This window comes from Poseidonocella sp. HB161398, from assembly GCF_005870025.1.
In the GTDB taxonomy this organism is placed as follows: Bacteria; Pseudomonadota; Alphaproteobacteria; order Rhodobacterales; family Rhodobacteraceae; genus Mangrovicoccus.
The window spans coordinates 1-6,204 of record NZ_VATA01000145.1; the positions used below are offsets into that span (position 1 = coordinate 1).

The window sequence follows — 6,204 nt, forward strand, 5'->3', positions numbered from 1 at the left end:
CGACGGCACGGGCGACCTCGCCATCAAGGGCGACCCCGCCCACCCCGCCAATCGCGGCCGCCTCTGCTCGAAGGGCTCCGCCCTCGGCGAAACCCTCGCGCTGGCAGGGTGCTGGAAAACGCCTCCCTGCGAAACGGTTGCCCGTGGGTGGCGAGCTGGATGCGGGACGAGCAGATCCGGCAGCGGCCTCTTGGCTCTGGCTGCGGGTGGGTTCGGCAGCCCCGCCAGGTGGCAGGCCGCCATTGTCCAGGTGAGGCATGCCCGACCGCGCTCGATGCCGCGATACAGGGTCTGCGGCATGCGGCGTGACCGCCATCTGGCGCAGTTCGGCGACGTCGGCGTTGTCCTGGCCGCGATCCCCTGCCAGCGCCAGGCGCCGGGGCGATCCGGGCGAGTGGCGGTGACGCAGGCCGTTCGGCGCGGCCGTCCGCCTGCGTCAGGTCGGCCTGCACGATGACGCCGGAGCGGGTCTCCATCCCCGCAGTCGCCGGGCGGTCCTTCCACTGGAGGGCCCGCTGATCCTCCTCGTCCCATGAAGCACGGCATCGCGCCTGCGCCGGGCGACGTCCTGACCAGCCGGGCATCGGGATCGGTCATCGAAGCGTGGGCTGCGTCGGAGCGCCGTTCCCCCGGAAATCGTCTTCGGAATCGCGGTTGCGGCGCGCGGGGCGGATCATGGGTTCGGGCCCGGGGTTGGACGGATCGGAGGGTTAGGCGCGGGAAACGCCATCTGGCCGGTCACCCGGGGCGCCGTCCCGGTCGGGCACCGCATTGTCCAAAGGCTCGAAGCTCTTCATCGGTGCCCGGGCCTTCGCCGACATGGCGTCGACCGGGAAGTGATCATCGGACAGCAGCGGCGCCACCCCGCGATGCGCCTGCTTGGCAGCCATGATCCCGCGGGACCTGTCCGCGGTCAGCAGCCGGCCGCGGGTCTGCGTGAACCCGGTCGGGGCCCCGACCGCATCGTCGGTGCCGAGCCCCGCGAACCGGCGGAGCAACAGGTTGCAATCCATCTGCTCCATGCAGCCGCCGCTCGGACCGGATCGCGTCGGCGATCTGCAGAACGCTGGCAGGGATCAGTCGTTCCGGCGCAACGGAGGGACGGCCCTGGCCGGCGTCGGGACGGTCGAACCCGGCATCCGGGGAGCGCAGCGCAGCGTTGGCGACGGCTTTGGCCTTGCGCGGCGGGTGCCCCTCCGGAATGCTTGTCTCGAGGCCGTTGCCGCTGAACAGCGATCCTGCCAGCTTGTCCGGTCGACGCATCGCCACCTCCGCCTCATTGGCGGCGATCCCGCACCATGTTCCATCACGGGGGTCGAGGCAGGAGCGTCCCGGCAGCCTTCTAAAGGGACGCGCCCGTCATGCATCCGGGTGCGGCGGCGCCTTCCCCTGCCGCCGCGCCCGTGCGTGTTCGGGCTCAGCCGGCCTGGGTCTTCTCGGCCAGTGCCGTCTTGTAGAGATCGATCATCAGCGGCAGGAACCCGTCCTCGCCCTCGGGCGGCTGGCTGTTCGTGGCCGCGCTGACGATCAGATCGTCTTCGGGCGAGAACAGGAAGGCCACGCGGTAGCCCAGCGTCATGCCGAGATAGTAGTACATCGGCTCGAGCCCGCGGCCGGTGATCCGCACGATGCCGAGCGTGAAGCCGGCCGGGTCGTCCTCGGTCACGTCGGCGATCGGCTCCCCGGTCTTCAGCGAGACCGGCTGGACGAAGCGGGCGAGCGACGCCTCGGACAGGACCTTGCCGTCGAAGAGCGCGCGGATCCAGGTGGCCAGCTCGCGCGGCGAGCCGACGATGCCCCCGGCCGGACCCGCCCAGCTGACATCGTCGGCCTTCACGTCGCGGCCGATCAGCGGCACCAGCGCGCCGGTCTCGCAATCGGGCTCGTAGAGGGTGCAGGCGGGGTTGTTGAAATAGCCGCTCGACATCCGCGCAAGCACGTCGCCGGTATAGGCCTCTTCCTCGTAATAGGTGTCGCTCAGCCCGGCCGGCGCGAAAAGCAGCGTCTCCAGTGCCTCGCGGTAGCTCATCCCCGAGGCCTTCTCGGCGATCATCCCCGCCAGGAGGTAGTTGGTATTCGAGTAGAAATAGCCGCTGTTCGGCGGCAGCTCGGCACCCGCCAGGGGATCCGCGAAGGCCACCAGCTCTTCCATCGCGAAATGCCTATCCGGCGTGTTGACGAAGGCCTCGTTCATCTGCGGGCTTTCCGAATAGGTCGGAATGCCGCTGATCATGTGCAGCAGCTCGGCGATCGTCACGTCCTTCCAGGCGGCGTATTGCGGCAGCCAGTCGCCCACCGTGTCCTCGATGGATAGCTTGCCGCGTTCCTCGAGCGCCAGCATCAGCGCGCCGGTGAAGCCCTTGGTATTGCTGCCGATCTGGAAGAGCGTATTGCCCGTGACCGGGCTGCCGCCCTCGCGCGAGGTGGTGCCGGAATAGACCGCGATATCGGGTCCGGAGCCGCTCATGCCGACGAAGACCGAGGCGCCGGTATTGCCCTCGATGCCGCTGCGCTCGTCGAGATAGCTGTCGAGCATGGTCTGGATGTCGCCGGCCAGATCGGCGCGGGCGGCCTGTCCGGACAGCGCAAGCGCCAGGGAAAGCACGGCCAGGACGGCGGCTGGACGCCGTCTGCTCCGTGAGAAACCGGCCCGTGAAAAGGTGGTCATGGTGAAAATATCCTCCTGGAAAGATCTCTGCCGCTGCGCGCGGCCGCGCCCCGGGACGAGACAATCCGGCAGATGGTTCATTTGTCAATGAATTGGGCGATGCCTGCCGGAGGCTGCGCGGGTCTGGCGCAGCGGGCCCGCCGCGGCAGAGCGGTCGGAGCCGGGCAGGGGCGGGGCCGGGCAGGGGGCGGGGCCGTCCGACGTCCCCTGCGGGCGGCCACGCGCTTCTGCCGCCGGGCGGGGGGTGGCGCGAAACGCCTCTTGCCGGCGCGCTCGGGCACCGCGTAGCATCAGCCAGCCATGCCGTTCCCGGAGGCGCGCCCGCCGGGACGATCACAGCCGGAAGGACCGTCATGACGTCTCGACTTCGCCCGCCGGGCGCCCCATTCCGCGGCAGCGGCCAGAGCGGTGCCGCGCCCCGAGGCGGATCCAGCGCATGGTCGGGCGGGGCATCGGCTGCGCGCATGGCGTCGCGTTCTTCCGCAGCATGTCGGGTCGAGGCGGGATCAAGCTCCGGGCATTGCCGCCAGTACGAAAAGGCGGGCGGCATCGTCCCCGGCGACCCTCCGAGAGGCGCCGAGCCAGGGGCCGGGGAGGCCCGCGCGCTGCCCCATGGCCTGTCGCGGCACGTCCATGAACCAGATGCGCTGACCGGGGCTCCGGGCCTGCTCCGGAACGCGCCGGGTCCGCGCCCGGGTGCAGGCATGCTGGCAGGCCTGCGGCACGGCGGCGGGCTTGCGCGGCCCTGGGTGGTGCTGCGGCGGTCTCCTGCACCAGCCACCCTGTTGGCAGCAATTGCCGGCCTCATGGCAGAGCGCCATCGCGCGCGTTCCGGATTGCGGCGGGGCACAAGCGTCGCTGCCACATCCCACCCGCCACGGTCCCTGCCGAGCTCGCCCGGACAGAGACCCGGACGCGCCCGGCCCGCCGGTGAGAGCCGCATCCGGGGCGCTTCGCCGCCGCGCCGCGGGACCGGTCTGGACAATGCCGCCGGCCCCAGGGGCCAAGTCACGCGCCGCGGCCGCTCCGCCCGGTCTTGCCCCGCCGCATCTGGGCCCTCTGCCAAAGCCTGCCCCTTCCTCGATGGCCGGGGCGGGGCCGCGCGGCCCCTGTCCGGAGGCTAGGCGCGGCATGGAGACCGAGCGGACGGACCGCGCCGGGACGGCGCTCCTGCTGGTGGCCCTGGCCGGGCTCGCCATTGGGCTGGCGCTCCATGCCGGCGGGCGCGGCGGCGCGGCCGCGCTGGCCTGGACGGCCGGCGTCCTGCCTGTGCTGGCCGCGCTCCTTGCCGAGATCGTCCGCGGCCTGCGCCAGGGCGAGGTCGGGCTCGACATCGTCGCGCTCCTGTCGATGACCGCCGCGCTGGCCTTCGGCCAGGCGCTGCCCGCGGCGGTGGTGGCGGTGATGTATTCCGGCGGCAGCTTCCTCGAGCGCTTCGCCGAGGGGCGGGCGCGCCACGACATGAGCGAGCTTCTCGCCCGCGTGCCGCGCAGCGCCGCGCGCTATGTCGACGGACGGCTGGAGGATGTCCCGCTCGACGCGATCCGCCCCGGCGACCGGCTGCTGATCCGCCAGGGCGACACGGTGCCGGCGGACGGGCGGATCGCCTCCGCTTCGGCGTTTCTAGACATGTCGGCGCTGACCGGCGAGTCGATGCCGGTGAAGCTCGGCGCGGGCGCTTTCGCGATGAGCGGCGCGACCAATGCCGGAGCCGCCTTCGACCTCGAGGCCACCTGCGGCGCCGGGGAGAGCACCTATGCCGGGATCGTCCGGCTGGTCGAATCGGCGCAGCGCTCGAAGGCGCCGATGTCGCGGCTGGCCGACCGCTGGTCGCTGGGCTTCCTGGCGGTGACGCTGGCCATTGCCGGGGCCGCCTGGACCGCCAGCGGAGACCCGATCCGCGCCGTCGCCGTTCTGGTCGTGGCCACGCCCTGTCCGCTGATCCTGGCCGTGCCGGTGGCGCTGGTGGCGGGGCTGTCGCGGGCGGCGCATTTCGGCGTGCTGGTCAAGGGCGCCAAGCCGCTCGAGGCGATGGCGCGGATCCGCACGCTGATCCTCGACAAGACCGGCACGCTGACCGACGGGCGGCCGCAGATCGTCGCCATCGACAGCCATGACGGCACCGCAGAGCAGGAGATCCTGCGCCTCGCCGCGGCGCTCGACCAGGGGTCGAAGCACCCGGTGGCGCAGGCGCTGGTGGCCGCGGCCAAGGCCCGGGGCCTGGCGCTGCCGCTGCCCGAGGCGATCGCCGAGACCCCGGGCGAGGGGCTCGAGGGCCGGGTGGAGGGCCGCGCCGTCGCCGTCGGCGGCGACGGGTTCGTGGCGCGGCTGGCCGGGGAGGCTGCGGCCGCGGACGCCGGGGGCCGGTCGCCGGGAGAGGTCCATGTGGCGGTGGCGCTCGACGGCCGCGCGGCAGGTCGGCTGGTGATGTCCGACCCTCTGCGCGAGGGCGCGGCCGAGATGCTGGCGGCCCTGCGCCGCCAGGGCATCGGCCGGATCCTCCTGGCCACCGGCGACCGCAGCGAGGTCGCGCACCAGGTGGCCGGCGGGCTCGGGCTCGACGGCATCCGCGCCGGGCTGAGCCCCGACCAGAAAGTGCTCCTGGTGCTGAGCGAACGCAAGGACGGGCCGGTGATGATGGTGGGCGACGGGGTGAACGACGCCCCAGCGCTGGCGGCGGCGGATATCGGCGTGGCGATGGGCGCCCGCGGCGCGGCGGCCTCGGCGGAGGCGGCGGATGTGGTTCTGCTGGTCGACAAGCTGGAGCGGCTGATCCCCGGCATCGAGATCGCCCGCGGCGCGCGGCGCATCGCGCTCCAGAGCGTGGTGGCCGGGATCGGCCTCTCGGTGCTCGGCATGCTGGCGGCGGCCTTCGGCCATCTGAGCCCGGTCGAGGGGGCGCTCCTGCAGGAGGCGATCGACGTGGCGGTGATCCTCAATGCCTTGCGTGCCCTGCGCATCGCGCCGCGGGACCTGCCGGGCCCTGCCGTCGGGTAGCGGCCTGCCAGAGGAGCGTCTCCCGAGGCTGTCCCGTTCCTGGGATCGACAGGCTTGTCCGCCTTCGGAAAATCAACCCGGTTCACGTCCAAGGGAAGATTGATCGGGTCGGGGATCGGCGGGCTCAGTTCGGAGGCCGTGTGGGATCCGGCTCCATTCGCGCCAGCCGAGGCGAATGCGCCCCCGGGCCCGACCCGGCTGCCGCTGCGCCCTTGTCCCGAGGCCGGCCGGATCGGGCCAGTCCTCTATTCTGAAGCGGTCGCGCATGTGACCCGGCCGGGTCCCCGCAGGCGGCGGCCCGGGCCTGCAGGCTGGCCCGATCCGGATGCGGCCGGGACTCTGTCCCGCGGGCGGCCGAGTCGGGCCTTGGCTGCCACCAGGCGGAGCGTCCGGCAGAGTGGAATTATTTTCATAATGCAGGTTAACAGGCCTGCTCCATAGTCTTCGGTACATTCTATCCTGGCTTGCGACATCTCCACTATTCTTCGTGAAAACAGGAGATTGCCAGATGGCGCATGTCGAGCTCGACCTCAGGGAAC

The 6,204-nt window shown here is 72.1% G+C and carries 2 protein-coding genes and 1 pseudogene; 1 reads left to right on the top strand and 2 read right to left on the bottom strand.

From position 1 onward, the window contains the following. Positions 1-198 precede the first annotated feature (198 nt). Both FGX59_RS35735 and FGX59_RS35740 read right to left on the bottom strand, forming a co-directional pair. A pseudogene (locus FGX59_RS35735) lies at positions 199-1,263 on the bottom strand (transposase); the annotation flags it as partial. Between the two features lie 154 nt (positions 1,264-1,417). Next, positions 1,418-2,668 carry a serine hydrolase gene (locus FGX59_RS35740; RefSeq protein WP_171061000.1) on the bottom strand — a complete coding sequence of 417 codons (1,251 nt, stop codon included), beginning with the start codon at positions 2,666-2,668 and terminating at the stop codon, positions 1,418-1,420. 1,131 nt (positions 2,669-3,799) lie between these two features. Here FGX59_RS35740 and FGX59_RS35745 point away from each other — a divergent pair. Next, positions 3,800-5,665 carry a heavy metal translocating P-type ATPase gene (locus tag FGX59_RS35745; RefSeq protein ID WP_138473330.1) on the top strand — a complete coding sequence of 622 codons (1,866 nt, stop codon included), beginning with the start codon at positions 3,800-3,802 and terminating at the stop codon, positions 5,663-5,665. Positions 5,666-6,204 lie beyond the last annotated feature (539 nt).